The sequence below is a fragment of the Thalassobaculum sp. OXR-137 genome (genome assembly GCF_034377285.1).
In the GTDB taxonomy this organism is placed as follows: domain Bacteria; phylum Pseudomonadota; class Alphaproteobacteria; order Thalassobaculales; family Thalassobaculaceae; genus Thalassobaculum.
This window is the reverse complement of the sequence record NZ_CP139715.1, coordinates 1,376,333-1,402,500: the sequence shown is the minus strand read 5'-3', so window position 1 is coordinate 1,402,500 and position 26,168 is coordinate 1,376,333. Positions and strand designations below refer to the sequence as shown.

The 26,168-nt window shown below is 67.0% G+C and carries 19 protein-coding genes and 1 pseudogene; 8 read left to right on the top strand and 12 right to left on the bottom strand.

The window, feature by feature from the left end; genetic code table 11:
* Positions 1 to 374 precede the first annotated feature (374 nt).
* Positions 375 to 1,673, top strand: coding sequence for a M23 family metallopeptidase (locus T8K17_RS06630; protein ID WP_322333712.1), 1,299 nt, complete (start codon positions 375 to 377; stop codon positions 1,671 to 1,673).
* 198 nt (positions 1,674 to 1,871) lie between these two features.
* Here T8K17_RS06630 and T8K17_RS06625 read toward each other — a convergent pair whose 3' ends face one another.
* The 4 genes from T8K17_RS06625 to T8K17_RS06610 form a co-directional block, all read right to left on the bottom strand.
* Positions 1,872 to 3,947, bottom strand: a complete 2,076-nt coding sequence (locus T8K17_RS06625) for an acetate--CoA ligase family protein (RefSeq protein WP_322333711.1) — start codon at positions 3,945 to 3,947, stop codon at positions 1,872 to 1,874.
* A gap of 8 nt (positions 3,948 to 3,955) precedes the next feature.
* The gene (locus T8K17_RS06620) at positions 3,956 to 5,140 is read right to left on the bottom strand and encodes an acyl-CoA dehydrogenase (RefSeq protein ID WP_322333710.1); all 1,185 of its coding nucleotides are present in this window, start codon (positions 5,138 to 5,140) and stop codon (positions 3,956 to 3,958) included.
* A gap of 177 nt (positions 5,141 to 5,317) precedes the next feature.
* Positions 5,318 to 6,691 (bottom strand): MmgE/PrpD family protein, encoded by a 1,374-nt coding sequence (locus T8K17_RS06615; RefSeq protein WP_322333709.1) that lies wholly within the window; start codon positions 6,689 to 6,691, stop codon positions 5,318 to 5,320.
* A gap of 11 nt (positions 6,692 to 6,702) precedes the next feature.
* On the bottom strand, positions 6,703 to 7,413 hold the full coding sequence (locus T8K17_RS06610; RefSeq protein ID WP_322333708.1) for a haloacid dehalogenase type II: 711 nt from the start codon (positions 7,411 to 7,413) through the stop codon (positions 6,703 to 6,705).
* Between the two features lie 312 nt (positions 7,414 to 7,725).
* Between T8K17_RS06610 and T8K17_RS06605 the strand changes: the two are divergent.
* The 3 genes and pseudogenes from T8K17_RS06605 (at position 7,726) to T8K17_RS06595 (ending at position 11,355) form a co-directional block, all read left to right on the top strand.
* Positions 7,726 to 9,366, top strand: a pseudogene (locus tag T8K17_RS06605) (ABC transporter substrate-binding protein).
* A gap of 89 nt (positions 9,367 to 9,455) precedes the next feature.
* Positions 9,456 to 10,427 (top strand): ABC transporter permease, encoded by a 972-nt coding sequence (locus T8K17_RS06600; RefSeq protein ID WP_322333707.1) that lies wholly within the window; start codon positions 9,456 to 9,458, stop codon positions 10,425 to 10,427.
* Between the two features lie 13 nt (positions 10,428 to 10,440).
* Positions 10,441 to 11,355, top strand: coding sequence for an ABC transporter permease (locus tag T8K17_RS06595; RefSeq protein ID WP_322333706.1), 915 nt, complete (start codon positions 10,441 to 10,443; stop codon positions 11,353 to 11,355).
* Between the two features lie 89 nt (positions 11,356 to 11,444).
* Here T8K17_RS06595 and T8K17_RS06590 read toward each other — a convergent pair whose 3' ends face one another.
* From T8K17_RS06590 to T8K17_RS06580, 3 genes are all read right to left on the bottom strand, one after another.
* Positions 11,445 to 11,975: a PAS domain-containing protein gene (locus T8K17_RS06590; RefSeq protein ID WP_322333705.1), complete on the bottom strand. Its 531-nt coding sequence runs from the start codon at positions 11,973 to 11,975 to the stop codon at positions 11,445 to 11,447.
* Between the two features lie 103 nt (positions 11,976 to 12,078).
* Positions 12,079 to 12,612 carry a PAS domain-containing protein gene (locus tag T8K17_RS06585; RefSeq protein ID WP_322333704.1) on the bottom strand — a complete coding sequence of 178 codons (534 nt, stop codon included), beginning with the start codon at positions 12,610 to 12,612 and terminating at the stop codon, positions 12,079 to 12,081.
* A 142-nt stretch (positions 12,613 to 12,754) separates the two neighbouring features.
* Positions 12,755 to 14,638 carry a dipeptide ABC transporter ATP-binding protein gene (locus T8K17_RS06580; protein ID WP_322333703.1) on the bottom strand — a complete coding sequence of 628 codons (1,884 nt, stop codon included), beginning with the start codon at positions 14,636 to 14,638 and terminating at the stop codon, positions 12,755 to 12,757.
* A 140-nt stretch (positions 14,639 to 14,778) separates the two neighbouring features.
* Here T8K17_RS06580 and T8K17_RS06575 point away from each other — a divergent pair, with 140 nt between their 5' ends.
* Both T8K17_RS06575 and T8K17_RS06570 read left to right on the top strand, forming a co-directional pair.
* Entirely contained in the window at positions 14,779 to 15,486 is a 708-nt protein-coding gene (locus tag T8K17_RS06575) for an AzlC family ABC transporter permease (RefSeq protein WP_322333702.1), read from the top strand.
* Positions 15,483 to 15,821: an AzlD domain-containing protein gene (locus T8K17_RS06570; RefSeq protein WP_322333701.1), complete on the top strand. Its 339-nt coding sequence runs from the start codon at positions 15,483 to 15,485 to the stop codon at positions 15,819 to 15,821. Before T8K17_RS06575 ends, T8K17_RS06570 begins: the two co-directional genes overlap by 4 nt.
* Before the next feature lie 117 nt (positions 15,822 to 15,938).
* Here T8K17_RS06570 and T8K17_RS06565 read toward each other — a convergent pair whose 3' ends face one another.
* Both T8K17_RS06565 and T8K17_RS06560 read right to left on the bottom strand, forming a co-directional pair.
* A complete protein-coding gene (locus T8K17_RS06565; protein WP_322333700.1) occupies positions 15,939 to 17,108 on the bottom strand; it encodes a pyridoxal-phosphate-dependent aminotransferase family protein in 1,170 nt (389 codons plus the stop codon).
* Positions 17,109 to 17,138: 30 nt separating this feature from the next.
* A complete protein-coding gene (locus tag T8K17_RS06560) occupies positions 17,139 to 20,057 on the bottom strand; it encodes an FAD-binding and (Fe-S)-binding domain-containing protein (RefSeq protein WP_322333699.1) in 2,919 nt (972 codons plus the stop codon).
* 140 nt (positions 20,058 to 20,197) lie between these two features.
* On the opposite strand from T8K17_RS06560, the gene T8K17_RS06555 reads away from it, so the two are divergent.
* On the top strand, positions 20,198 to 20,959 hold the full coding sequence (locus T8K17_RS06555) for a helix-turn-helix transcriptional regulator (RefSeq protein WP_322333698.1): 762 nt from the start codon (positions 20,198 to 20,200) through the stop codon (positions 20,957 to 20,959).
* Positions 20,960 to 21,129: 170 nt separating this feature from the next.
* Here T8K17_RS06555 and T8K17_RS06550 read toward each other — a convergent pair whose 3' ends face one another.
* Positions 21,130 to 22,158, bottom strand: coding sequence for a lipid A deacylase LpxR family protein (locus T8K17_RS06550; RefSeq protein ID WP_322333697.1), 1,029 nt, complete (start codon positions 22,156 to 22,158; stop codon positions 21,130 to 21,132).
* Positions 22,159 to 22,549: 391 nt separating this feature from the next.
* Here T8K17_RS06550 and leuA point away from each other — a divergent pair, with 391 nt between their 5' ends.
* A complete protein-coding gene (gene leuA / locus T8K17_RS06545) occupies positions 22,550 to 24,226 on the top strand; it encodes a 2-isopropylmalate synthase (RefSeq protein WP_322333696.1) in 1,677 nt (558 codons plus the stop codon).
* Positions 24,227 to 24,286: 60 nt separating this feature from the next.
* Here leuA and T8K17_RS06540 read toward each other — a convergent pair whose 3' ends face one another.
* Positions 24,287 to 25,081, bottom strand: coding sequence for a DUF2189 domain-containing protein (locus T8K17_RS06540; protein ID WP_322333695.1), 795 nt, complete (start codon positions 25,079 to 25,081; stop codon positions 24,287 to 24,289).
* Positions 25,082 to 25,236: 155 nt separating this feature from the next.
* Complete coding sequence (locus T8K17_RS06535; RefSeq protein ID WP_322333694.1) at positions 25,237 to 26,100, bottom strand: DMT family transporter; 864 nt, start codon at positions 26,098 to 26,100, stop codon at positions 25,237 to 25,239.
* Positions 26,101 to 26,168 lie beyond the last annotated feature (68 nt).

Genomic DNA, 26,168 nt, shown 5'->3' with positions numbered 1-26,168 from the left:
CCGGCCGGTATGTCCCGCGGCGAGGAGGCGGTTTATAGGGGGGGTCTCCGGACCTGTCAAACACCTTTTTGAACTTTTTTCGACGGGGGTCCGGAACCCCGGATTCCCCGCGGTTTTCAAAACCGGCCCGTCCCCCTATAAAGGGACATGCGTCGGGGGACGGCATTCACGACGCGCTGGAAGAACGAGTTGGAATGGCCTGAATTCCTTCTCTTTTCTTGACACGCGCAACGCCCAGGGACATGATTCGACAGTCCTTGGGGGACGGGTTAGACCATCCCACACACATGCCTGTCGGGACCGGCGGGCGCGCCATACATCAGGGGAGACGGCACCGTATGCGCTGGACGAAGGTGGCCTTGGCGGGAACCGCAATGGTTTCCGCTCTCGCGATTGCACTGATTATCGACCGCGACACCCCTGCCCGGGCTGCCGCAACCGATACTCAGACCATAGACCAGGCCACTGGCCATCTGACGTCTGCCCCCGCACCGGCCCCCCGGCCGAAATACGACACCGAGCTGGTCCGGGACGCCCATCGCTTCGCGGTCACGCCGGAGCCCGAGGATCGCGTCGTCACCGTCGCGCCTGGCGACACCCTTATAAAGCTGCTCATGGACAACGGCGTCGACCGCGCCACCGCCCATACGGCCATCGACCGCCTGTCCGACGTCTATGACGTCCGCCGGCTGCAGATCGGCCAGGACATCGTCCTCACCTTCCAGGAGCAGGCCGCCGGGCCGGCCTTCCTCGGTCTCTCCCTGCAGCCGAGCGCCGAGCGGGATATCGAGGTGCGGGCCGATACCGATTCCGGCTTCGTCGCCGAGGAGGTGGTCCGCGAGCTCGAGCATCGCGACGATTTCGCCGCCGCCAAGATCCAGAGCAGCCTGTACGAGGCCGCCCTCGACGCCGGCATGCCGATCGACGTGCTGGTCTCCCTGGTCCGGGTGTTCAGCTTCGACGTGGACTTCCAGCGCGACGTGCAGGCCGGCGACAGCTTCGAGGTGATGTTCGACACCTATGAGGACGAGCTGGGCAACCGGGTCCGCAACGGCGAGATCCAGTACGCGTCCATGACCCTGTCCGGCAAGAAGGTCACCTTCTACCGCTACACCCCGGCCAGCGGCATCACCGACTATTTCGATCCCAAGGGCCAGAGCGTGCGCAAGACGCTGATGCGCACGCCGATCGACGGCGCGCGCCTGTCCTCGGGCTTCGGCAAGCGCAAGCACCCGATCCTCGGCTATACCAAGATGCACAAGGGCGTGGACTTCGCCGCCCGCAGCGGCACGCCGATCATGGCGGCCGGCGATGGCGTGGTGGAGATTGCCGGGCGCAACGGCGGCTACGGCAACTACGTGCGGCTGCGCCACAACAGCACGATCAAGACCGCCTATGCCCATATGAGCAAGTTCGCCAAGGGCATGGGCAAGGGCAAGCGGGTGAAGCAGGGCGACATCATCGGCTATGTGGGCACCACCGGCCGCTCCACCGGCCCGCACCTGCATTACGAAGTCCTGGTCGACAACCGCCAGGAAAACCCGATGAGCGTGAAGCTGCCCGCCGGCGAGCAGCTCAAGGGCAAGGAGCTGGACAAGTTCCGGCGGTTCCTGCCGGCGATCGACCAGCGCGTGGCCTCGCTGCGCAGCAACACGGCGGTGGCGAGCCGGTAAGGCGGCCCTCCCGTTCCGGATACAAGATCAGCCCCGGCCTCGCGCCGGGGCTTTTCTTTTGAGGGCGCGCGTGTCCTTCGACACGCTCCCTGCGGTCGCTGCTCAGGACGAGGTCTTGGGCTATATCTTGATGACCTCGCCCTGAGCAGGACCCCGGCGCCCCGCCGGGGGAGGTGTCGAAGGGCCGGCGTCAGGTGCTCAGGCGAAGCTCACCAGCGCATCCACCGCGACCGCGCCGTCCGCAAGCACCATGACCGGGTTGGCCTCCGCCTCGGCCACGCGCAGCTCCGGATCGAGGGCCAGGGTGGACAGGGAGACCACCGCCCGGGCCAAGGCTTCCAGGTCGCCGGCCTGCTTGCCGCGCCAGCCGGCGAGCGCCTTGAGACCCTTCACCTGGGCGATCATCTCCCGCGCGCCGGCCAGGTCGACCGGGGCGGTGCGGACCGCCACGTCCTCGTAAAGCTCGGCGAAGATCCCGCCCGGCGCCACGCTGATCACCGGCCCGACCTCGGGATCGACCCGGTAGCCGACCAGCGCCTCGCCCAGTCCGCGGACCATGGTCTGCACCAGCCAGCCCTCCAGCACCGCGCCGGGCGCGGAGGTCTTCAGGTGCTCCCGCATGGCGTCGCGCGCCGCCGCCAGCGCCGGCCTGTCGGTCAGGCCCAGGGCGACGGCTCCCGCCTCGGTCTTGTGCGGCAGGTCGGCACTCACCGCCTTCAGCACCACCGGATAGGCGATGTCGTCGGGGATCGCCTCGTCGACCCCGAGCAGACGACGCCCCACGGTGGTCATGCCGAGCCGGTCGAGCAGGTCGAGGCCGTCCGCCTCCCCCAGCACCGCGCCGGGCCGGGCCGGGCCGATCTCCGGCGCGGCCTCGGTCGGGACCGGTTTCGGCGGCGTCCATTCGATGAAGGCGCGGACCGCATCGGCCATGGATTCAACCGAGCGGAACCCGGCGACCTCCGCCTCGGACAGCATGGCCAGCGCCCGGTCGGCCTGGGGCAGCGGGGCGGCGGCGATGGGCGTGGCGTGCCCCGCGCAATCGACGATCGGCTGCACCGCCCGCTCCGGCAGGAACTGGGCCGAGGAGCCGATGGCCGCCACCACGGCCGCGTAATCGCCGCTGTCCAGCAGCCCGTCGAGCACGGTCTTCATCACCTCGTAGCGCGCACCGGCCAGGGTCACGTCGATCAGCCGGGCCGGCTTCAGGGACAGCCCCACCGCCTCCTTCACATGGGCGCGCAAGGCGTCGGAGGCCCCTTCCACCGCGATGCCGGCGGCTCCGAGACGGTCGACGGCCATCGCTCCGCCGCCGCCGGTGGTGGTCACCACCGCGACGGGCTTGGAACGGCGGGACGCATCGGGCCGGCGGCCTTTCAGCAGGGCGGGGAGTTCCAGCAGCGCCTCGAACTGGTCGACCCGCAAGATGCCGAGATCGCGGAAGAAGGCGTCCGCCGCCTTGTCCGAGCCGACCAGGGCGCCGGTATGGGAGACGGCGAGCGCCTGGGCCTCGGGCGAGCGGCCGAGCTTGTAGACCACGATCGGCTTGCCGGCGGCGTCGGCCGCGCGGGCGAAGGCGGCAATCCGCTCCGGCCGGCGCACGGTCTCCAGGAACAGGACGAAGGCATCGACCTCCTCCAGCCCGACCGCGGCCTCACCGATGGCGCCCACATCCAGGTCCGCCTCGTTGCCGACGGAGACCAGGGAATGAAAGCCGATGCCGCGAGCCGCCCCGCGCGACACCAGGGTGCCGATCAGGGAGCCGGACTGGGACAGGGCCATCAGCCGGCCGGGCTTCAGGCTTTCGGCCTCCCAGGCGGCATTGGTGGTGAAGGGGGTGCGGTCGGCGACATTGGCCGCCCCCATGCTGTTGGGGCCGAGAAGCCGCATGCCGCCGGCATGGGCCTTCTCCACCAGCCGACGCTGGGCCTCCGCCCCGTCCTCTCCCGCCTCGGCGAAGCCGTCGGCCAGGACCGTGGCGACCTTCACGCCCAGGCGGGCGGCCTCCACCACCTGTTCCTCGACCCGCTCGGCCGCGGTGACGATATAGACATGCTCCGGCACCGCCGGCAGGGCGGCCAGGCTCGGCCAGGCCTTCTCCCCCAGCACGGTCTCGCGCATGGGGTTGATCGGCCAGACCGTGCCGGCGAAGCCGTGCTTGCGCAGGAAGCGCAGCGGGCGGGCGCTGTCCTTCTTGGGATCGTCGGAGGCGCCGACCACGGCAACCGTGGCCGGCCGGACGAGGGCGTCGATCCAGCCCTTGCTGTCAGCCATGTCCCGCCTCACGCGCTCGACTTCGGGGCGGGCTTCGGCGGACGCTGGGAGAAGCGCCGGTTGAACACGCCCTCGGCGATCCGGTTCTTCATCATCTCCAGGCTGCCGCCGGCGATCTGCCAGCCGCGGGCCCGGCGCCAGCAGTATTCCACCAGGCTCTCCTCGGTGTAGCCGAGGCCGCCGAGGATCTGCATCGACTCGTTGGCGGCAAGGAACCCGGCCTCGTTGCAGAGGTATTTGACCAGGGCGGTCTCGTAAGCGCTGGGCAGCCCCTTATCGGCCTTGCCGGCGACCCGGTAGAGCATGAGCTGGGCCGCCTCCATGCGCAGGGCGGCCTCGGCGAACTTCCACTGCAGGCCCTGGAAATCGGCGAGCGGCCGGCCGAACTGGTGCCGGGTCTCGGCGTGCTCGCGGGCGATCTCGAAGGCGTGGCGGCCAAAAGCCAGCGCGCGGGCGGAATTGCCCAGGCGCTCGATGTTGAACGCCGCGATCTGCTTCTTGAAGCCGCCCTCGCGCAGCAGGACGTTCTCCGGGCCGACATAGACGTCCTCGAAATAGAGCTGGCACCAGTCGTCGCCGCCCACATAGCGGGAGGGGCGCCCGAGGGTGAAGCCCTCCTGACCGCGCTCGATCAGCACCGAGCCGATGCCGTCGACGCCCGGTCCGTAGCGGACATAGACCAGGAACAGGTTGGAATCCGGGCTGTGGGAGGAGAACACCTTGGTGCCGTTGATGCGGAAGCCGTCGCCGTCCGGGGTGGCGGTGGTCTTCAGGTCGGTGACGGCGGATCCGGCCTCGGGCTCGCTCATGCCGACCGAAATGGTCGCCTCGCCGCCGATCAGCGGGGCAAGATAGCGTTCCTTCTGATCCGGGGTGGCGTATTCCACGAAGGTGCGGATCGGCCCGAAATTGCCGGCCTGGATGACGTCGGCCGAGCGTGGGCAGACGGCGGAGACCGTCTCGATGGCCACGATGGCGTCCATGAGCGAGCCGCCCATGCCGCCGTCCTCCTCCTTGAAGGTGATGCCGAGCAGCCCCTGCTCCGCCATCAGCTTGGCGACGTCGAAGGGAAACTCCGAGCGATGGGCGCGGGCCAGCCGGTCGGCCGCCAGGTGGCGCTCGGCGAAACCGCGCACGGCATCGCGGAACTGAAGCTGCTCCTCGGTGAGCAGGTCGTCATAGAGGGAGGACATTCGGGTCTCCGGTGGGTGAGGTGGTCTTGGTGCGTATCCGTTGTTCTTTTCGCACTCCCCGGCCTTGTGCCGGGCCCACCGCCGACCCTCTGTGCCGCATGAAATCCGCCTCATGCGTCAGGCCCGTGGAACCGTCGGCCCCGGCACAAGGCCGGGGAGTGCTGTATGTTTAGCGCGCTATTCCGCCGCCTGGGCAAGGGCGCTGGCCCGCAGCAGGTCGCCGACCGGGCCGGCCGAGCGCAGGTCGCGCAGACGGGCCAGCAACGCGCTTGCCGCGGCCGTGCCGAGCACCTCGTCGGTCAGCTCGTGGAACTTCGCGTCCAGCTCGGCATCGGTCAGCGGATTGTCCGGATCGCCCTTGCGCGTCGGCGCGAAGAACTCGAACCGCTCCCCATCCGTCGTCACGATCGCCGCGCGGGCCGAGCGCACGCCCGGAAAGGCCGCCTCGCAGCCGGGATCGACGGTGTGCACTACCTTGGTCATCAGATCGCGGATCGCCGGGTCGGCCAGGGCGTCCGGCTCGAATGCCGCCCGCCGGACCGAGCCGCGCACCAGCACCGCCGCCACGCAGTAGGGAAGGCTGAACTTCGCCTCGAAGGCGGTGACCGGGTTGGCATTGCCGCAGATTTCCACCGACTTGGCATAGGAGCCGGCCTCGATAATGGCGATCCGGTCGACGGAGATGCCGTTGGCGGCGGCGATTTCGGTGACCGCGTCGACCGCCGCATGCACATGGCCGCAGGCGGCGTGGTTCTTGAAGGTGACCCGGGTGATCGTCCAGTCGGATCCGAGGGTGGCGGTGGCCGCCTCCCAGTCCACATCCGGCCCGCTCATCGCCGCCCCGAAGCCGCGCGGTCCCTCCAGCGCATCCAGCGCGCCGGTCACCCCGGCCTTGGCGAGGCGGGCGGCGAGAATGCCGGCCTCGGCGGCGCGGCCGGAATGCAGCGGCTTGCTCATGGCATCGGCCCGGAACGCCTGCTGCAGGCCGGCGGCCATGGTCGCGGCCGTGCCCAGGGCATGGGCGGTCTGGACGGCGTCCAGATCGAGGATCACCGACGCCGCGGCGGCCGCGCCGAAGCAGCCGACCGTCGCCGTGGTGTGCCAGTAGTCGTAATGGCGCGGATTGACCGCCTTGGCGATGCGGTTCGAGACCTCGTACCCGGCGACGACGCCGGCGATCAGCCGGGCGCCGTCCGCGCCGGCCAGCTCGGCCGCCGCCAGGGCGGCGGAGATGGTCGGCGTGCCCGGATGGTAGAGCCCCTCGCGGAAGATGTCGTCGAACTCCACCGTATGCGACGCGGTGCCGTTGATCAGCGCCGCGGTCTGGGCGGTGGCCCGCTGACCGCCCGGAACCAGCGAGGCGTTGCCGGCCCCGACCTGGTCGGACAGGGCCTCGGCCACCAGGGTCGCCGGCGCCATCACTCCGCCGGGAACGCAGGCGGCGAACCAGTCGACGATGGCCCGCTCCGCATGATGGCGGACCTCGTCGGAGAGCGGGGCCGTGCGCAGGCCGGCGGCGAAGCGGGCGTAGGTCTCGATAACCGTCGTCATGTCACCCTCCCTCAGGCGCCGAGCTTGTCGGCCAGCTCTTCCATGCTGTTCGTGATGTAGTCCCAGTCGCTTTCGGCCTCGTTGTCCTTGTGCTGGTTCGGGCCGTATTCGGTGGGACGCAGGATGAAGGCGGTCTTGAACCCGAGGTCGCGGGCCGCCTGCAGATCGCTGTTATGGGCCGCCGTCATCAGAACCTGGGACGGATCCAGGCCGAGCCAGTCGGCGCCGGTCAGGTAGACCACGGGTTCCGGCTTGTAGTTCCGGGCCGGCTCGGAGCCGAGGATCGTGTCCCAGGGCAGGCCGGCGAACTTCGCCATGTTGACCATCAGCGAGACGTTGCCGTTCGACATGGTGGCGATGATGAACTTCTTCTTGAGCCGGGTCAGTCCCGGAACACTGTCCGGCCAGGGATGCAGCCGGTGCCAGACCTTGTTCAGATGCTCCAGCTCGTCGTCGCCGAGGCTCACCTCATATTCCTGCAGGACGGTGCGCAGGCTTTCCCGATGCAGGTCGTCGAGGCGGCGGTAGGGCGCTTCTCCGCGACGCACCGGCCGCATGGAAGGCGCGTAGAGGGATCGCCACCGCATGGCGAACTCCACGCCGTCCAATGTCCAGCCTTTCTTCGCGGCCAGCGCATCGACTTCAGCCGCCACGCTCGTCCGCCAATCCACGACAGTCCCAAAGACATCGAAAACCAGCGCCTTGACCTCTTGGTCGGCCATTGCTTCCTCCTCGGCCGCGCGCCTTGTTGTTTGCATAATTCAGTTCAGTTCCTGGGGGCATCACTTGACCCCCGGCGCGGGTCATGAAACTGTATACAAGCGTCATAAGACGCGGCAACCGGTGGACTTAATCACACCGGAAAAGAAAGCAGGGACGGGAGGAACATCGCGGACGTGTGCCGCATCCCGACCGACATGCAAGTGGGACAGTGACGACGACGCCGAGGCGTCGGGCGAAAGTGTCCCTGTAACAAGCCGTTCCTGACCCCTGCTGGTCAGGTGCACTGTCACGTTTGGGAAGGAGACGACCCTATGAAGTCACGTCTGACCCGGTTAGCGGCCTCGGTCGTGTTCGGCTCGGCCCTTTTGGCCGGAGCGGGCTCGATGCCGGCGTCCGCTCAGGAGTATGGCGGCGAACTGCGCCTCGTGGTTGGCAGCGACATCCCGTCCTACGACGGCCACATCGAATCCACTTTCGGCATGATCCATCCGATCCGGCCGTTCTACAGCCTGCTGATCCGGGTCAATCCGGACAATCCGTCGTCGCCGACCGACTTCGTTTGCGATCTCTGCGTGGGCGACGTGCCGGCGCCGACCAACGACGGCAAGACCTACACCTTCAAGATCCGCAAGGGTGTGAAGTTCCAGGACGGCCAGGAACTGACCTCCGCCGACATCAAGGCCACGTTCGACAAGCTCGCGTTCCCGCCGGAAGGTGTGGCGTCGAACCGCAAGGCCTACTTCGCGATGATCGACTCGGTCGAGGCTCCGGATCCGGAGACGGTTGTCTTCAATCTGAAGTTCCCGTCCGGCACGTTCATCCCGACGATCGCCATGCCGTTCAACTTCGTCTACTCGAAGAAGGACCTGGATGATCACGGTTACACGTGGCACCAGACCAACATCAACGGCAGCGGCCCGTTCCACTTCGTGGAGCATGTGCAGGGCAGCCACGTGACGGGCAAGAAGAACCCGAACTACTACCACGATGGCAAGCCGTATCTCGACGGGTTCACCTCGCTGATCGCGCCGAAGATGTCGGTCCGCCTGCAGGCCATCCGCGGCGGTCAGGCCGATATCGAGTTCCGCGGCTTCCCGCCGAAGGCGCGTGACGACCTCAAGGAAGCCCTCGGCGACCAGATCTAGGTTCAGGAGAGCGACTGGAACTGCGTGCTGATCGTCACGCCGAACCACGAAGCGAAGCCGTTCGACGACCCGCGCGTGCGTCAGGCCCTGTCCCTGGCCATCGACCGGTACCAGGGCTCCGAGTACCTCTCCAAGATCGCGATCGTGAAGACGGTCGGCGGCATCGGTTTCCCGGGCCACCCGATCTCCTCCACGCCGGAGTATCTCGAGAAGAACATCATCGGCTACAGCAAGGATATCGAGGCGAGCCGCGAGAAGGCCAAGGCGCTCCTGAAAGAGGCCGGCCACGAAGGCCTGAAGTTCACCCTGCATAACCGCGGTGTGGACCAGCCGTACAAGGTCGTCGGCACCTGGCTGATTGACCAGTGGCGCCGTATCGGCCTCGATGTGGAACAGTGGGTGCAGCCGTCCACGCCGTTCTACGCGACCCTGCGCACGCAGAAGAACTTCGAGATCTCCCTCGACTTCAACTGCCAGGCCGTCGTGAACCCGATCGCCGATATCTCGAAGTTCCTGCCCTCCTCGGGCGCGAACTACTCGTACTTCAAGGACGAGGAGCTCGAGAGCACCTACGCCGAGCTTCTGAAGACCGGCGACGAGGGGCAGCAGCGCGAGCTGTTCGCCAAGTTCGAGAAGCGGGTCCTGAACGACCTGGCGTCCCAGTTCATCACGCTGTGGTGGTACAAGATCAACCCGTACCGCTCCTATGTGAAGGGCTGGAAGACGTCCCCGAGCCACTACCTCAACCAGTCGCTCGAGAACATCTGGATCGACGCGGCCGAGCGTAAGAAGCAGCTCGGCGGCTGACGCTTCCGACACGCTCATCCGCCGCCCCGGGACATCACGTCCCGGGGCGGTTCTTTGTCCCCTTATGAATAGCGTGAGCGACGCCTCAGATGTACACATACATCATCAAACGATTGCTGATGTTGCTGCCGACGCTGATCGGCGCCGCAATCCTGATCTTTCTTCTGTTGCGCCTGGTCCCTGGTGACGTCTGCCTGCTGAAATTCGGCGGCGAGGGCTCCTACGCGGATCCGCAGCAGATCCTCCAGTGCCAGCAGCGGCTCGGCCTGACCGATCCGATCTGGTACCAGTTCTTCGAATACATGGTCGGCTTCTTCACCTTCGACCTCGGCGTGTCGATGTGGACCGGCCAGCCGGTCGCCTACGAGATCGCGATCCGCTTCGAGCTGTCGCTGCAGGTGGCCCTGATGGCGACCTTCGTCTCGGTGGTGATCGCCCTGCCGCTCGGCGTCATCTCCGCGGCCAAGCAGAATTCCTGGATCGACTACCTGGTGCGGACGTTCAGCATCGCCGGTATCGCCATGCCGTCCTTCTGGCTCGGAATCCTGATCATCCTGGGCCTGCTCATAGGCTCCCAGGCATGGTTCGGTCGGCCCTGGATGCCGCCGATCCATTTCGAGTCGTTCTTCGTCGACCCGGTCCACAACATGTCCCAGCTGATCTGGCCGGCGCTCGCCACCGGATACCGGTATTCGGCCGTCGCCACCCGCATGACCCGTTCGGCCATGCTGGAGGTGCTGCGCGAGGACTATGTCCGCACGGCCCGCGCCAAGGGGCTGATCGAGAAGGTGATCATCAACAAGCATGCGCTGAAGAACGCCATGCTGCCGGTCATCACCATCGTCGGCATCGAGTTCGCGTTCCTCATGGGCGGTCTGGTGGTGACCGAGCAGGTGTTCAACCTCAACGGGCTCGGCAAGCTGTTCGTCTCCGCCGTGACCCAGTCGGACTACACCATGACCCAGGCTCTCGTGATGCTCGTGGTGGCGATCTTCGTCCTCATGAACTTCCTGGTCGACATCATGTATGCGTGGCTCGACCCGCGCATTCGCTACAGCTAAGGGTGCCTTCACGATGACGTCCCCCGAGATCAGCATCGAGTCCGACCGGCTGCCGCAGCGCAAGACGATCCTGCAGCACATTGTCAGCCTCGCCCGCAAACAACCCCTCGGCTTTGCCGGTGGCATCGTCGTCCTGGCCATGGTGTTCATGGCTGTCTTCGCCCCCTGGCTGGCCCCGTTCGACCCCGAGCAGGCGAACTTCGCCGACATGCTCGTTCCACCCGGGTCCACCAGCGAGATGGGCGAAGGATACTTCCTGCTCGGCACCGACCAGTTCGGCCGCGACCTGTTCTCGCGCATCATCTACGGCGCGCGGACGGCCCTCCTCGTCGGCTTCACCGCGGCGATCATCGGCTCCTTCGCCGGATTGGCGCTCGGGGTGGCGAGTGCCTATTTCGGCGGGTATTTCGACCTGATCCTGCAGCGGATCATCGACGTCTTCATGGCGTTCCCGCTGATCATCATGGCGCTGGCCATCGTGGCGATCTTCGGCACCGGAACGGAGAAGGTGATCATGGCGATCACCATCCCGTTCATCCCGCGCTGTGCCCGGGTCGTGCGGTCGAGCGCCCTGGCGGTCCGCGAGATGCCCTATGTGGATGCCGCCCGCTCGATCGGCTACAGCAGCGCGCGGATCATCTTCCGCCACATCGCCCCGAACGTGGTGGCGCCGTTCCTGATCATGCTCACCGCCTTCCTGGGCGAGGCGATCCTGCTGGAGGCGTCCCTGTCCTATCTGGGCCTGGGCGTGCAGGAGCCGACCCCGGCCTGGGGGCTCATGCTGCAGGGCGGTGCGGAGGAGTATGCCGAGAGCGCGATCTGGGTTCCGATCTTCCCGGGTCTCGCCATCACCATCGCGGTGTTCGGCTTCAACCTGTTCGGCGACGCGGTGCGCGACGCCCTGGATCCCCGCCTGCGCTCCCAGTAAGCGCAGCGTCATCCATCTCCGGAAAGGGCCCCGTTTCGGGGCCCTTTTCAGTTTCGCGACCGTTCGTGTTCTTGTGGAAGCGGTACCGTTCAGGCCGACGTGTCGTCGACCATCAGGGCGTAGACGCCGTCGCTGTCCGGCGTGCCGACGATCTCGGAGCTCATCAGGTAACGCTGGGCGCCGACCAGGACCGTCACCTCGTCCGTGTCGTCGTTCACGACCGGCACGTAGAGCCTGTCGCTGGCCACGAACTCCCGGCCGGGCACGGAGAACCGCAACCGGCAGAACACGGCACACCGCCCGTCCAGGGCCATCTGGTAGATCTTGCGGCGGAACGTGGCCGCCCCCGTCGGAATGACGTCGTCGAGATACTTGCCGGTGACCTCGAAGCCGTAGATCTCGCGCATGCGCGTCCCCGCCAGCCGGCACCAGAACCGATGATCCGCGTTGCGCTCAATGATGATCATGCCGGGCAGGACGTCGGACGGCAGGTCCAGCGGATCGATCTCCGACCGGCGCGGCAGGCGCCCCAGCGACTCCCGCAGCCCCACCCAGTAATCGTACAGACCGACCAGTCCCGCATCGGTGAGTGACGCCCGAAAACCCATGGCCTGATTCACGTCGAACCTCTCAAGTCGCCGGAAGGTTTCTCATCGATGGTGCGTTAGATCCGCGAAAATGTCGAAGCCGATGCGAACCCGGCCTCCGTCCCATAGGCAGTCCTTAGCCGATCGGCAGGTCGAAGGCCCGGCGATAGAAGCCGTCTTCATCCGCCTCTTCGCCGCGCAGGTCCGCGATCGACAGGAAGACATGGCCGGAGAAGAGGACCGAGACCTCGTCGCCGTCGTTGGACAGCGCCGGAAGATAGAGCCGATCGCTGGCGACGAACTCCCGCCCGGGTATGGCGAAGCGCAAGCGACAATAGGCGGCGCAGGGATCACCGAGCGCCCGGGCATAGATCGTCTCGCGGCTCGCGGTGGGGCCGGCGGGCATCATTTCGTCCACATACATCCCGGTCATCTTAACCTTGTGCATGTCCAGAAGCTTCGTGCCGGCCAGCTCGCAGAGGTATCGGCCGGACGGCTCGCGCACCAGGATCATCGCCAGCGGCAGGAAGGCGGGCGGCAGGTCGAGAGGATCGATCTCCCGGCGGCGCGGCAACCGACCCAGCGTGCGGCAGAGTTCCCGCCAGTATTCATAGACCGATCGCAGCAATCGGTCGGGGATGGTCGCCGAGAATGACGCGTTGCCGTCCATGTTCCCTCCGCCGCATCGGGCTCATGAAGAACCACTTTGAAATAAATACTCCCGTTTTGGCGCTGGACCAGTACCAGAAATGAAGAAGGCCCGTCCTGCGACGGGCCTTCATGGAACTCTTCGGCGATCGATAACCGACGCGTCAGGCGGCCTCGGCCGCTCCGCTGGCGGTGCGCTGGACGAAATGGCCCGGCGAGACCTCGTCGTAGTAGCGCTGCGGCGGCTCGTACCCGACCGGCTTGACCGGGCTGGGGATCTCGTCGGTCATCAGACGCAGCTCGGTCTTGCGCTTGGACGGATCGGCGATCGGCACCGCGGCCATCAGCTTCTTGGTGTAGGGGTGCTGCGGGTTCTCGAACACCGCCTGGCGCGGGCCGATCTCGACGATCTCGCCGAGATACATCACCGCGACCCGGTGGCTGATCCGCTCCACCACGGCCATGTCGTGGCTGATGAACAGATAGGCGAGGCCCATCTCCTCCTGCAGATCCATCATCAGGTTGACCACCTGGGCCTGGATCGACACGTCGAGGGCGGAGACCGCCTCGTCGGCGATGATCAGCTTCGGCGACAGGCCGAGCGCCCGGGCGATGCAGAGACGCTGACGCTGTCCGCCGGAGAACTCGTGCGGGTAGCGGCCCGCGTGCTCGGCGTCGAGGCCGACGCGGCGCAGCAGGTCGATCACCCGGTCCTGGGCATCCTTGCCCCGGGCCAGACCGTGCACGATCATCGGCTCGGCGATGGCGTCGCCCGCGGTCATGCGCGGGTTCAGCGACGCGAACGGATCCTGGAAGATCATCTGCATGTCGCGGCGGAACGGCCGCATCTCCGACGCGGACAGGCCGCTGAGCTCCTGACCTTCGAAGATCACCGACCCCCGGGTCGGCTGGACCAGGCGAATGATGCTTCGGCCGGTGGTGGACTTGCCGCAGCCGGACTCGCCGACCACCGCCAGGGTCTCGCCCGGCTGCAGGCTGAAGGAGACGTTCTCCACCGCGTGGACCCGGCCGCTGGCCTTGCCGAACATCCCGCCGCGGATGTCGAAACGGGTGGTCAGACCCTCGACCTTCAGCAGCGGCGGGGCGTCCACCTTCACCGTGTCGCGGATCTGCAGCGCCGCCTCGGGCACGGTGTTCTGTTCGGAGACGACGTCGCCTTCGGCGCGCTTGACGTCCACATTGGCGAACTTCATCGGCAGCTTGTGGCCCTTCATCGAGCCCAGGCGCGGGACCGCCGCCAGCAGCGCCTTGGTATAGGGGTGCTGCGGATTCTCGAAGATCTGCTGGGCCGGGCCCTCTTCGACCTTCTTGCCGCGCAGCATGACGACGACCCGGTCGGCCACCTCGGCCACCACGCCCATGTCGTGGGTGATGAACATCACCGACATGCCGATCTCGTTCTGGAGCTGCTTGATCAGGTCGAGGATCTGCGCCTGGATCGTCACGTCGAGCGCGGTGGTCGGCTCGTCGGCGATCAGCAGGCTCGGCCGGCAGGACAGCGCCATGGCGATCATCACGCGCTGGCGCATGCCGCCGGACAGCTGGTGCGGATACTGGTTGAGCTGCTTCTCGGGCTCGGGAATGCGGACAAGCTTGAGCATTTCCAGCGCCTGCTGCAGCGCCTGCTCCTCGGTCTTGCCCTGGTGCAGCATGATCGCCTCGGCGATCTGGAACCCGACGGTGAACACCGGGTTCAGCGACGTCATCGGCTCCTGGAAGATCATCGAGATGTCGTTGCCGCGGATCGAGCGCATGTCGTCCATCGACTGCTTGGCGATGTCGACCACGTCGCCCGACGGCTTGCGGAACAGGATCTCGCCGGAGGGGATCTTGCCGCCCGCGTTGTCGGTCAGGCGCATGATCGACATGGCGGTCACCGACTTGCCCGAGCCGGACTCGCCGACCACGGCCAGGGTTTCGCCCTTATCGATATGCCATGACACCCCATCGACCGCCTTGACCGTTCGGTCCTCCAGCGGGAAGTGGACCTTCAGATCGTTGACCTCGATGAGCCGCTTGGCATCCATCCCCTAACTCCCAAAAAAGACAAATCCGTCCCTGTGCCCCTCTTCGATGGGGGCGAGATTGCATACACTAACCGAGCCGCAAGCGGATTTGCAGGTGTTTTTCCGGTTTTCCCGGCATTTATCCCCGCTACGATACCCTCATGAAACCTCTCGACTTCGCCGGCGGTCTGAAAGCGGGAATGCGTGCCGCGGTGGGCCTTCCAACGGTTGTGTTGCTCGGCAGCCTGACCGGATACGGCGCGCTTGCGCACGACACCGGATTCGGCGGCGGACTGGCCGTGCTCTCCACGATCCTGATCTGGGGCCTGCCCGGTCAGATCGTCATGGCGGAGATGTATGCCGCCGGCGCCGACATCCTCGCCATCGCCATCGCCGTGGGCATGGCGAACATGCGGTTCTTCCCCATGGCGGTGTCGCTGATGCCGACCCTGGGCGGCAGCGGCACCCTGGCGCGCTTCACCCAGGCGCAGCTCATGTCGGCCACGTCCTGGGCCTATGTCATGCGGTCTTCGTCTCCGGAAACGCCCCAGGCCCGGCTCGGCTACCACACCGGATTTGCCTGCATCTGCATGTCGGTGGCGGCCATCGCCACGCTGATCGGCTTTCTCGGCGCCGCCGGCCTGCCCAAGCCCCTGGCCCTGGCGCTGCTGTTCATCAACGCCTGCTTCCTGATGCTGCTCCTGCTCGACACCAGGGGGCGGGGCGCCGCCGTCGCCGTGATCACCGGCGTTGCGGCCGGCATTCCGATCAACATGTACCTCCCCGATACCGGCCTGATCGTCACCGGCATCGTCGGCGGCACCGCCGGGTTCCTGGCCGACCGGACGCGCAGCAAGGAGGAGGCATGACCGCTTTCGGTCCGGTGACGGCAGCACTGGTGGTGGCCGGCGCGATCGCGGCCACCGCCCTTTGGCGCGGCCTGGGGGTGTTCCTGGCCAGGCGCCTCGATCCGGAGGGCGCGGTGTTCCGCTGGTTCTCCTTCGCCTCCTTCGCGGTCCTGGCCGGGCTGCTGTCACGGCTGTTGATCCTGCCGAGCGGCGATCTGGCCAGCATCGGCCTGGAGGTGCGGCTGGGTGCTGCGCTGATCGGGATCGCCGCCTTCTACCTCTCGCGCCGGAACCTGCTGATCGGCGTGGCCAGCGGCACGATCAGTTTCGCCCTGGCGGCCGGGGTGTTGGGGTAGTCTTCAGCGACTCAACCCAACAAAACGTCGTCATCCCGAACTCGTTTCGGGACCTCCCAGGTCGAACTGCATGGAGGTCCTGAAACAAGTTCAGGATGACGGTTGAGTGTGTGTGAATCAGGCGTTGCCGCTCAGATAGTCGAGTGCCGCCTGGACGCCGCCGGTCTGGATCGGCACGCCGGCCATCCGCAGGCCCATCTCGCAGCCGGACAGGGTGCCGCACAGCATCAGGTCGTTGAAATCGCCCAGATGGCCGATCCGGAACATCCGGCCCTTCACCTTGCCGAGGCCGGCGCCGAGCGACATGTCGAACTTGTCCAGAATGACCTTGCGCACCGCGTCGGCGTCATGGCCCTCGGGCATCACCACACCGGTCAGGACGGGGGAGTATTCGCGGCTGTCCTGGCATTGGGTCTCCAGGCCCCAGTGACGCACGGCGCGGCGGGTCGCCTCGGCGTGGCGCTCGTGGCGGGCGAAGACGTTGTCCAGCCCCTCGTCCATCAGCATGTCGCAGGCCTCCTTGAGGCCGTAGAGCAGGTTGGTGTTCGGGGTGTAGGGGAAGTTGCCGGTCGGGTTCTGGCCGATCTGCGACGACCACTCCCAATAGGACTTGGTCATCTTCGAGGATTTCGAGGCTTCCAGCGCCTTGTCGCTGACAGCGTTGAAGCTGATCCCCGGCGGCAGCATCAGGCCCTTCTGCGAACCTGAGATGGTGACGTCGATCCCCCACTCGTCATGGCGCAGGTCGGCCGAGGCCAGGCCCGAGATGGTGTCGACCATGAACAGCGCCGGATGCCCGGCCGCGTCGATCGCCTTGCGCACCTCGGGGATGCGGGAAGTCACGCCGGTCGAGGTCTCGTTGTGGACGCAACACACCGCCTTGATCTCGTGGCCCTTGTCCTTGGACAGGCGCGCTTCCACCTCGGCCGGATCGACGCCGCGGCGCCAGTCGCCCTCGATCACCTCCGGCTTCAGGCCGATGCGGGTGGCGAGTTCGACCCACAGGGTGGAGAACTGGCCGGTCTCGACCATGAGAACCTTGTCGCCGGGCGAGAGCGTGTTGACCAGAGCCGCCTCCCAGGCGCCGGTGCCCGAGGCCGGGAAGATGATGACCGGGTTCTTGGTCTTGAAGATCGGCTTGATCTTCTCCAGCACGTCCTTGGCCAGCGCCTGGAACTCAGGGCCGCGGTGGTCGATGGTCGGCCGCTCGATGGCACGCAGGATGCGGCCCGGCACGTTGGAGGGACCGGGGATCTGCAGGAAATGGGGACCGGCGCGGTGGGCCATGGGGTGTTCCTCCTAAGGGTTCTGTTCTGGTCAGGCGAGGGCGCGTTCCAGGACGCGGGAGACGTGGATCGCCTCTCGCCCTGCGCCGTCGTGAATCTGGTGGCGGCACGAGGTGCCGTCGGCGACGAGGATGGTGTCCGGATCGGCCGCCCGGACCGCCGGAAGCAGACTGAGTTCGGCCATCTTCATCGACACCTCGATGTGGTCCTTCTCGTAGCCGAAGGCGCCGGCCATGCCGCAGCAACTCGACTCGATCACCGAGACGTCGAGGCCGGGGATCAGCTTCAGCGCGGTCTGCACCGGCCCCATGGCGGCAAAGGCCTTCTGGTGGCAATGGCCGTGGACCAGGGCCTTGGCCCCGATCGGCTTGAGTTTCAGGCCGTCGAGCCGCCCGGTGGCAGCCTCGCGGGCGATGAACTCCTCGAACAGCATGGCCATCTCCGGCACCTTGCCGGCCCGCTCGCGCAGGAGCGAGGGCAGTTCGTCCTTCAGGGTGAAGAGACAGGACGGCTCCAGCCCGACGATCGGTACCCTGCGCTCGGCGAAAGGACCAAAGGCATCCACCAGACGGGCCATCTCGGCTTCCGCCTTTTCGATCAGGCCCGAGGCGAGATAGGTCCGCCCGCAGCACAGGTGCCGCCCGCCCGAAGGCACCGGATCGATCACGTGGATGGTGTAGCCCGCCGCCTCCAGCACCGCGACGGCGGCCCGCAGGTTGTCCGGCTCGAAATAGGTATTGAACGTGTCGGCGAAGAGCACGACCTCCCGGCCGTCCGCCACCGGGCGGTCGCTCACCTCGGATCCGCGGAACGGCGCCGAGCTCCAATGCGGCAGGGTCCGCTCCTTGGCAAACCCCAGCAGCTTCTCGCTCAGCCAGGCCGCCCCCGGCAGCGCGTCGCGCAGGTTGGAGATGTAAGAAAAGCGGCTCGCGGCCTCGGCATATCGCGGCATTTCGGCGATCAGCCGGTCCTTGGCCGACAGGCCGTGGCGCTTGACGTACTGGCCCAGCACCTCGGTCTTCATCTTCGCCATGTCGACGCCGGTCGGGCATTCCCGCTTGCAGCCCTTGCAGCCGACGCAGAGGTCCAGGGTCTCCTTCAGGGCCGGATCCGTCAGCGCCTCCGGGCCGAGCTGGCCGGACAGGGCGAGGCGCAGGGTGTTCGCCCGTCCGCGCACCAGATGCTGCTCATCGCCGGTCGCGCGGAAGCTCGGGCACATCACGCCCGGATCGCGCTTCCGGCAGGCGCCGTTGTTGTTGCACATCTCCACCGCCCCGGAGAGCCCGCCCCAGGCCGACCAGTCGAAGCGGGTGTCCGGATTGACCGCCGTGTAGCCCGGCTTGAAGCGGAACAGGGAGCGGTCGTCCATCTTCGGCGGATCGACGATCCGGCCCGGGTTCATCAGCCCCTTGGGATCGAACGCCCGCTTCACCTCGGCAAAGGCGTCGACCACCCGGTCGCCGAACATGGAGCGGTGGAACTCCGAGCGCACGATGCCGTCGCCGTGTTCGCCGGAATGGGAGCCCTTGTACTCCCGCACCATCTCGAAGGCCTCTTCGGCGATGGCGCGCATCTTCGTCACGTCGCCGCCGTCCTTCATGTTCAGGATCGGCCGCACATGCAGGGTCCCGACCGAAGCATGGGCATACCAGGTGCCCTTGGTGCCGTGCTTGGTGAACACGTCGGTCAGCCGCGAGGTGTAGTCCGCCAGATGCTCCAGCGGGACCGCGCAATCCTCGATGAAGGAGACCGGTTTTCCGTCGCTCTTCATCGACATCATGATGTTCAGGCCGGACTGCCGCACCTCGGTGATCCGCGCTTGCAGCCCCGGATCCTCGGCCCGCACCACCGCGCCGGGGAAGCCGAGATCGGCCATCATGGTTTCCAGGTCGTCCAGCCGGGCCAGCAGCGGGGCCTTCTCGTCGCCGGCGAACTCCACCAGCAGCAGCGCGTCCGGCTCGCCCCGTACGAACTCGCGCATGGCCGCCTGGAACATCGGGATCTCGCGGGCCAGCTCGATCATGGTGCGGTCGATCAGCTCGACGCCGAACGGTTTCAGCGTCACCAGATGCTGGGTGTTTTCCATGGCGGCGTGGAAGGTCGGGAAGTGGCATACCCCGACCACCCGGTGCTTCGGGATCGCGTGGGTCTTCAGCTTGATCCGCCGAGACAGGGCGAGCGTGCCCTCCGAGCCGACCAGCAGCGAGGCCATGTTGTGGCCGCCCGCGGCATCCCGCGCCACCACCCGGTCCAGGTTGTAGCCGCCGACCTTGCGCATCAGCTTGGGGATGTTGGCGTCGATCTCGCCCTGCTCGCGCTCGGCGATGGCGCGGATCTGCTGCACCAGGTCGCGGTAGCGGGCCGGGCCGGACAGCTCGCCCAGATTGCCCGGCACCCGGTCGAACCGCGCCTCGGTGCCGTCCATCAGGATGGCGTCGATGGCGGCGACGTTGTCGACCATGATGCCGTAATGGATCGACCGGCCGCCGCAGGAATTGTTGGCCGCCATGCCGCCGATCGTCGCCCGCGACGAGGTGGAGATGTCGACCGGATAGATCCGCCCCTTCGGCTTGAGCCAGGCGTTCAGGTGGTCGAGCACGATGCCCGGCTGCACCGTGACCTCGTGGGTCTCTTCGTCGTAGTCGGTGATCCCGCGCAGGTACTTGGTGCAGTCCAAAACCAGGGCGGTGTTCACCGTCTGGCCGCATTGCGAGGTGCCGCCGCCGCGCGGCAGCAGGGGGATGCCCTCCATCTCGGCGATATGCACGGCGGCGCGCAGGTCGTTCTCGGTCTTCGGGATGACCACGCCGATCGGTTCGACCTGATAGATGGAGGCGTCGGTGGCGTAGCGGCCGCGGGTGAAGGCGTCGAACTTCACCTCGCCTTCGATCTCGCGCCCCAGCCGCTCGGCCAGGGCGGAATCGCCGACCCGCGTCGCTGCATCCGCCATCGTCCACACCCTTCGGGGACACTGCCCCTTTATGCGTTTCCTCACGTGCTAATCTAGCGCCAGGATAAGACCGACGATACCAAGCGAGCGGACAACGGATGTCGCCGAGCGGACAGGACAGGGAGTCGGGACGGGATCCGGTGAGCGGTCACGAGGAGACCGACACGCCGGTGATCGGCCATGCCGCCTCCTTCGCGCCGGGCGCCAGCGTCCCGTGGCACACCCACGACCGCGGCCAGCTCGCCCTGACACTCGCCCGGGTCATGCGGGTGGAGACGCCGCAGCGGGTCTGGCTGGTGCCGCGGGGCAGCGTGCTCTGGCTGCCGGCCGGCACGCCGCACCGCTCCCTCGCACCCGAGGAGCGCTCCATGCGCAGCCTGTTCGTGCGCGACGACGGGGCCGGCGCCCTGCCGGACATCCCCAGTGCCGTGGAACAGGGCACGCCGCTTGCCGACATGGTTACCTGGCTGGCGGAGACCTATGACAGGGAGCGGCTGGACCGGGCCTGGACCACCGTGGCGGGCGCGGCCCTGGCGCTGGTGCGTCCGGCCCCGGGGGTCAGCGTGCGCCTGCCCCGGCCGAGCGACCCGGCGGTGGCGCGGATCGCCGACGCGGTCTCGGCGGATCCGTCGGACGCGCGCTCGCTGGAGGAATGGGGGGATCTTCTCGCCGTCAGCCCGCGCACCTTGCGGCGGCGGGTGCAGGCGGAGACGGGGCTGAATTATCGCGACTGGCGCCGCTACCTGGCGCTGACCGCGGCGGCGGAGAAGCTTCTCACCGGGGAACGGGTGACGGACGTGGCCTTCGAGGCGGGCTACGCGACGTCGAGCGCCTTCGTGGCGGCCTTCCATAAGGCATTCCAGGTCACGCCCGGGCAGTTCCAGCGGCTGGCGGGCGGTTAAGCCCTCGCCTGTGTTCACTGCCCGGATATATTCCGGGCCGATCCCAATAGCTTGCGCGCTCTCGGAAGTTTCGGAGCGACCGATGGGATTGCCCCGGCACAAGGCCGGGGAATGCGCGAGAGAGCAGGCAAAGAAAGGTCGGCTATCGGCCCCGCCCCTCTGATCGCACCCTAGAACCGCCAGCCCACGGTGATGCCGCCGAACACGCTCGGGCCGCCCTGACCTTCGAATTCCGGGCTGCGGATCACATGGGTGTAGGCGATGCGGAAATCGTCATAGGTCAGCACCGCGCCGGCCGACAGCTCGCCGACGAAGATGTTCTTGTCGACGCTGGGCGAGTCCTGGAACGTGTTACCGTCCAGGAAGATGTTGCGGCCGACCGCGCGGCCCTCGGCACCGGCGAAGAGGTACCAGCCGAGCCGGTCGCCGCCGACCACCTCGCCGAAGAAATCCGAGCCCGGGCTCGCCGGCTGGATGCGCGGCGGGCCGTAATCGCCCTCCGGCGGATCGCCGATCCGGAAGGTGATGCCCGCAGCCCCGTGGGTGAAAACGTTGCCCAGCGCCAGGGTCGTGTGCGGTGCGGCATCGACCCGCAGTCCGCCATAGCTCGCCAGCGGCGCACCGAAGACCCAGCGCCGCTGCAGCATCAGCAGCACGGCCGGCTCGTTGTGGAGCTGATGGTCCCAGCCCTGGGGGTCGGGAGAGCCGACGATGTCGTGCACGAAGTCCTGGACCTGCTCGCCCATGGCCAGCGGCCCGACCACGCCCAGCGACAGCAGCGCGGAGGTCTGCACCCGCGAGAACCGGGTGTCCGTGTCGTACGGCTCGTCGTTGATCACGCCGACCGAGCCGTACAGCCAGGCGGCATAGGGCTGATCGTCCGCCGGCGGGTTCTCCAGCTTGATGTCCTGCGGTGTGTACAGGTTCTGACCGAAGGTCGCCTGCCACCGCGTGCGCTCGCCCGTGCCCAGGAGCGGCTCCGAGCCGCTGCGCACCACATACGGCACGTTGTTCACCTCACTGGTCCAGGTGAAGCGGAAACCGTTGGTGTAGTACTGGTCGGTATTGGCCGGGAGATCGTTCTCCAGCGTGAAGCTGAGAACCGACTCGTCCTTGTCCACCTCCTCCTTCGGCTTTTCATCCGCGAAGGCCGGGGCGACGGGAACGGCGAGAAGCAGGGCGTAGAGAATCTTGCGCATGGACCGACTCATACGTTGCTGCGATGGAACGCGCCAGTCCGGACTTGACCGTAAGACGCGCTTATGGCTCAACTGCTGCCATGATGTTCGGAACCGCGATGCTCGGCCTGCGACTTATTTGCCCGGCTCTCTGAAGAGAGACCGGGACAGATTCGTTCGCCCCCGCGCGTCCACCCCAAGGTTCCATTGAGGCCGACCTGATGTTCGGCAGTGACCCCCAACAGGTATCGAAAATTCCGGACGCTCGAGCTGCGTTCGAAATTTCCCGTTCCTGTGGCGTGGCGGCGACACCTACCAGCAGACGAGAGCGACGATAATCCGGCGCCCGCCCAAGGCCCCCGACTGCCCCGAAGAGGGATCGGACCGGCGGCGCGCCCCAGGAGGAAAGACGATGTTGAACCGCATGCCGATCCACAAATACCGCGCCTACGCCCAGGTCGATCTGCCCAAGCGGTCCTGGCCGGACAAGGTGATCGACACCGCCCCGATCTGGTGCTCGGTCGATCTCCGCGACGGCAACCAGGCTCTGGTCGACCCGATGGACGGCGCCCGCAAGCGGCGGATGTGGGATGCGCTGGTCAAGATGGGCTTCAAGCAGATCGAGGTCGGGTTCCCGTCCGCCTCGGACACCGACTTCAATTTCGTGCGCCAGCTCATCGAGGAGAACCTGATCCCCGATGACGTCACCATCCAGGTTCTGACCCAGGCCCGCGAACATCTGGTCCAGCGCACCTTCGAGAGCGTGCTGGGCGCCAAGAACGTCATCATCCACCTGTACAACTCGACCTCGGAGCTGCAGCGCCGGGTGGTGTTCCAGCAGGACCAGGAGGGCGTGAAGAAGATCGCCACCGACGGCGCGGAGATGGTGCGCGACCGTCTGCCGATGCTGAAGGGCCAGAACGTTCAGCTCCAGTATTCGCCGGAGAGCTTCACCGGCACCGAGCTGGACTATGCGCTGGAGGTCTGCGAGGCGGTCATGGATATCTGGGCGCCGGTGGTCGACAACCAGATCATCCTGAACCTGCCCTCCACCGTCGAGATGTCGACGCCGAACATCTATGCCGACCAGATCGAGTGGATGCACCGCAACTTCAGCCGGCGCGACCGGATCTGCCTGTCGGTCCACCCGCATAACGACCGGGGCACCGGCGTGGCGGCGGCCGAGCTGGCGGTGATGGCCGGCGCCGACCGGGTCGAAGGCACCCTGTTCGGCAACGGCGAGCGCACCGGCAACGTGGACATCGTCACCCTGGGCCTGAACCTGTTCACCCAGGGCGTCGACCCGAAGCTGGACTTCTCCGACATCAACGGCCTGATGGAGACGGCGGAATACTGCAACCAGCTGCCGATCCACCCGCGCCATCCCTATGCCGGCGAGCTGGTGCACACCGCCTTCTCCGGGTCGCACCAGGACGCGATCAATAAGGGCATGAAGGCGATCAAGGCGGCGAATAGCGGCGTGTGGGAGGTTCCCTACCTGCCGATCGATCCGCACGATATCGGCCGGGACTACGAGGCGGTGATCCGGGTGAACTCGCAGTCGGGCAAGGGCGGCATCGCCTATGTGCTGGAGAACGACCACCACATTCGGCTTCCCAAGGAATGGCAGGCCCAGTTCAGCCAGGTCATCCAGCGGCTGACCGACGCCAGCAGCCAGGAGATCTCCAGCCAGGAGATCTGGAACGCCTTCGAGAAGGAATACGTCACCCAGCCGGAGGGCCGGTTCAACCTGGTCAACTTCGAATCCCGCCGGGTACCCGGCTCGAACCAGGTCGTCGAGGTCAATGCCGTGCTCACCGACAACGGCACGGAGAAGACGATCACCGGCCAGGGCAACGGCCCGGTCAACGCCTTCTCGCACATGATGCGCAAGGAATTCGGGCTGAAATTCAAGCTCAAGGACTATGTGGAGCACACCCGCTCGGTCGGCTCCGACGCCGAGGCCGCCGCCTATATCGAGCTCAAGGTTCCGGACGAGACCGGCACCAGCATCTTCGGCGTGGGCATCGACACCGACATCACGCTCGCGCCGATCAAGGCCGTGGTGAGCGCGTGTAACCGCCTGTAATCCAGGGCGGACGACCTTTCGGGCGGGTGCGGGACGATCCCGCGCCCGCCTTTTTCATGTCTACGCCTCGGATACCAGCCGGTCGTAGAGGTGCCAGGTCGTATGGCCCAGGATCGGGAAGATCACGATCACGCCGAGGAAGGCCGGCGCGATGGCCAGCAGGGTCAACCCACCGACGACCGCCCCCCAGACCAGCATCACGACCGGGCTCGCCAGGACGGTCTTCACGCTGGTGATCATGGCGGTGATGAAGTCGACCTCCTTGTCCAGCAGCAGCGGCATGGAGATCACGGTCAGCGAATACAGGACCGTCGACAGCACGGCGCCGACGATGGTCCCGACGATCAGGAACGACGCCCCGTGGGAGGTGGTGAACAGCACGGTGACGAAGGCCTCGGGGGAGCTCATGCCGCGATAGCCCAGGGTCAGGGCCATCACCAGCCGCACCTGATAGGCCCACATCCAGAACACGAACAGGACGACGAAGCTCATCCAGCCGAGCTGCCGGCCGCGCTGGGCGAACACCACCAGGAAGATGTCGGCGGCGGAGAACGGCTCCCCCCGGCTGCGGCGGCGCGAGATCTCGTACAGGCCCGCCGCCAGGAAGGGCGCTACCAGCGGAAACCCTACCCCGGCGGCGATGGCGATCAGGATCTGATCGAACACCACCAGGCTGGAGACCAGGACCGCCCCGAACAGCGCGCAGACCAGCCCGAAGAACAGACTGAGAATGGGCACCGCCAGGGTGTCGCGGAACCCGGCGGCGAGGGCTGCGCGGATGTCGTCGAGGCCGGCGGCCCGCACGGCAAGGCGCGGAACCGGCGATATGTGGATATGCGGTTGATCGGTGCTCATGGCGGACGCCCCTTCCCCAACGGACGACCGCCCCGCCGGGCAATCGCCCCGATCTCGTGCCGTCTCCGTCCTGGCCCTGCGGCTGTCGGGTCGGCCTGATTTGCGACGAGTTTACGCCGGGAATGAAAGGGGCACCAGCCCGACGGACGCCCCCGTTACGCCGCGAAGCGCCGGGCGCCGGCAACGCAGCCGACGATGCAGACCGTCAGCCCGAGCATGGCCCAGCTCACCGTCTCCCCGACGACAAATGCCGCCAGGGCAAGCCCGAAGAACGGCTGGAGGAGTTGGAGCTGACCGACGGCGGCGATGCCGCCCAGCGCCAGGCCGCGATACCAGAACACGAAGCCGATCAGCATGCTGAACAGCGAGACATAGGCGAGCCCGCCCCAGGCCGCGGCGCCGACCCCGTCCACTGTCGCCGGCATCGTCGCCCAGGTCAGGGCGAGGGTCGCCGGCAAGGACAGGACCAGCGCCCAGGAGATCACCTGCCAACCGCCCACCGTGCGCGACAGCCGTCCACCCTCGGCGTAGCCCAGGCCGCAGACCACGATCGCCGCCACCATCAGCGGATCGCCCCACGTCACCTCGCCGAGCCCATGGGCCAGGGAGAACCCGACCACCATGGCCGCACCGGCCGCCGAGAACAGCCAGAAGGCGGGCCGCGGCCGTTCCCCCGCCCGCAGGAAGCCGAAGGTCGCCGTTGCCAGGGGCAGCAGGCCGATGAAAAGAATCGAATGGGCCGAGGACACATACTGCAGCGCCAGCGCGGTCAGCAGCGGAAACCCGACCACCACCCCCAGCGCCACGATGATCAGCGAGGGCAGCACCTCGCGCGGCGGCCGCTTCTGGCGCAGCAGCAGCAGAACCGCCAAGCCCAGGAGCCCGGCGATCACCGCCCGCAGCCCCGTCAGGAAGACCGGATCGAACTCGAGCACCGCCAGGCGGGTCGCCGGCAGGGAGCCCGAGAAGATGACCATGCCGATGAAGCCGTTGATCCAGCCGCCCAACGATCTGTCCATTCCTGCCTCCGCTATCGCTGCACCCAGAAGGACTTTGTCGCCGGGGAGCCGTGGACGGGCCAGGGACA

Coding starts and splice junctions, on each gene's coding strand:
- T8K17_RS06630 (WP_322333712.1), top strand. CDS start 375: ATGGTTTCCGCTCTCGCGATTGCACTGATTATCGACCGCGACACCCCT.
- T8K17_RS06625 (WP_322333711.1), bottom strand. CDS start 3,947: ATGGCTGACAGCAAGGGCTGGATCGACGCCCTCGTCCGGCCGGCCACG.
- T8K17_RS06620 (WP_322333710.1), bottom strand. CDS start 5,140: ATGTCCTCCCTCTATGACGACCTGCTCACCGAGGAGCAGCTTCAGTTC.
- T8K17_RS06615 (WP_322333709.1), bottom strand. CDS start 6,691: ATGACGACGGTTATCGAGACCTACGCCCGCTTCGCCGCCGGCCTGCGC.
- T8K17_RS06610 (WP_322333708.1), bottom strand. CDS start 7,413: ATGGCCGACCAAGAGGTCAAGGCGCTGGTTTTCGATGTCTTTGGGACT.
- T8K17_RS06600 (WP_322333707.1), top strand. CDS start 9,456: ATGTACACATACATCATCAAACGATTGCTGATGTTGCTGCCGACGCTG.
- T8K17_RS06595 (WP_322333706.1), top strand. CDS start 10,441: ATGACGTCCCCCGAGATCAGCATCGAGTCCGACCGGCTGCCGCAGCGC.
- T8K17_RS06585 (WP_322333704.1), bottom strand. CDS start 12,612: ATGGACGGCAACGCGTCATTCTCGGCGACCATCCCCGACCGATTGCTG.
- T8K17_RS06580 (WP_322333703.1), bottom strand. CDS start 14,638: ATGGATGCCAAGCGGCTCATCGAGGTCAACGATCTGAAGGTCCACTTC.
- T8K17_RS06575 (WP_322333702.1), top strand. CDS start 14,779: ATGAAACCTCTCGACTTCGCCGGCGGTCTGAAAGCGGGAATGCGTGCC.
- T8K17_RS06570 (WP_322333701.1), top strand. CDS start 15,483: ATGACCGCTTTCGGTCCGGTGACGGCAGCACTGGTGGTGGCCGGCGCG.
- T8K17_RS06565 (WP_322333700.1), bottom strand. CDS start 17,108: ATGGCCCACCGCGCCGGTCCCCATTTCCTGCAGATCCCCGGTCCCTCC.
- T8K17_RS06560 (WP_322333699.1), bottom strand. CDS start 20,057: ATGGCGGATGCAGCGACGCGGGTCGGCGATTCCGCCCTGGCCGAGCGG.
- T8K17_RS06550 (WP_322333697.1), bottom strand. CDS start 22,158: ATGCGCAAGATTCTCTACGCCCTGCTTCTCGCCGTTCCCGTCGCCCCG.
- leuA (WP_322333696.1), top strand. CDS start 22,550: ATGTTGAACCGCATGCCGATCCACAAATACCGCGCCTACGCCCAGGTC.
- T8K17_RS06540 (WP_322333695.1), bottom strand. CDS start 25,081: ATGAGCACCGATCAACCGCATATCCACATATCGCCGGTTCCGCGCCTT.
- T8K17_RS06535 (WP_322333694.1), bottom strand. CDS start 26,100: ATGGACAGATCGTTGGGCGGCTGGATCAACGGCTTCATCGGCATGGTC.